Source organism: Oleiphilus sp. HI0067 (assembly GCF_001635735.1).
Map to the genome: position 1 here is coordinate 1 of NZ_LWFI01000137.1, position 1,093 is coordinate 1,093.

Sequence of the window (1,093 nt, forward strand, 5' to 3'; positions counted from 1 at the left end):
GATTACACCAATATAGGTAAGCAGACCCAAAAAGCTCAAATCAACTTCAGGGTAACCCGCCCATGCCAACGCACCTTCTTTTAATACGTAGGTATAAATCAAGTTGTTCACTGGCACGGTTACGGCCAATACAACGATAACTGCGATACCTAGACCAACCGCTGCTTGAATCTTCTTAGAGATCGCCAAGAAGGTACACATACCCAAGAAGAAGGCCAAAGCCATGTTCTCGACGAAAACCGCCTTAATAAAGAGACTTAAATAATGCTCAATCATTAGAATGCCTCCTTAACACGGTGCGCTGACATCTTGTAATCCGGCGCTTCAACTTGGCCTTTATCCCAAGTACGAACAATCCAGATAAAGATACCAATTAAGAAGAATGCACTTGGCGGAAGTAGCAACATACCATTTGGCACATACCAGCCACCATCATACACAAGCGGTAGAATCTCAATACCGAACAACTTACCTGAGCCAAGCAATTCACGGAAGAATGCTACGAACAGCAGGATAACTGCATAACCAAGACCGTTACCAACACCATCAACAAAACTCATTGCTGGGCCATTCTGCATCGCGAACGCTTCTGCACGCCCCATAACAATACAGTTAGTGATGATCAGACCAACGAATACAGAAAGCTGCTTCGAAAGCTCGTATGCGTAAGCACGAAGTACTTGGTCTACAACAATTACCAAGGTCGCGATAATTGTCATCTGAACAATAATACGAATATTCGAAGGAATCTGGCTTCGAATAAGAGATACAGCCAAGTTGGCAAGGCCTGTAACAGTACATACTGCCAAGCCCATAACAACTGAAAGCTGCATGCTAGTGGTAACCGCAAGTGCCGAACAAATACCAAGGATTTGGAGGGCAATTGGGTTATTACTAAAAATAGGTTCGAATAAAACCTGTTTAGCGGATGCTGTGCTCACCTCATACCCCCTGACGCAATTTCTGCAAGTACTTTTGGAAACCGTGCTCGCCTGTCCAGTATTGAACGAGATTTGTCACGCCACGACTTGTAAGAGTCGCGCCCGAAAGACCATCAATTTGATACTCTGCTTCTGGGTTTGAACGATCAACT

The 1,093-nt window shown here is 44.6% G+C and carries 3 protein-coding genes; all 3 read right to left on the reverse strand.

All coding sequences use genetic code 11. The features are described from left to right. The coding region (locus A3739_RS01880; protein WP_304440242.1) for an Rnf-Nqr domain containing protein at window positions 1-276 on the reverse strand (276 nt) is incomplete at its 3' end. Then, window positions 276-941 (reverse strand): NADH:ubiquinone reductase (Na(+)-transporting) subunit D, encoded by a 666-nt coding sequence (locus A3739_RS01885; RefSeq protein ID WP_068500042.1) that lies wholly within the window; start codon window positions 939-941, stop codon window positions 276-278. The genes A3739_RS01885 and A3739_RS01880, both read right to left, overlap by 1 nt. Before the next feature lies 1 nt (window position 942). Further along, window positions 943-1,093 (reverse strand): FMN-binding protein (locus A3739_RS01890; protein ID WP_156502250.1); only part of this gene is annotated, 151 nt, incomplete at its 5' end.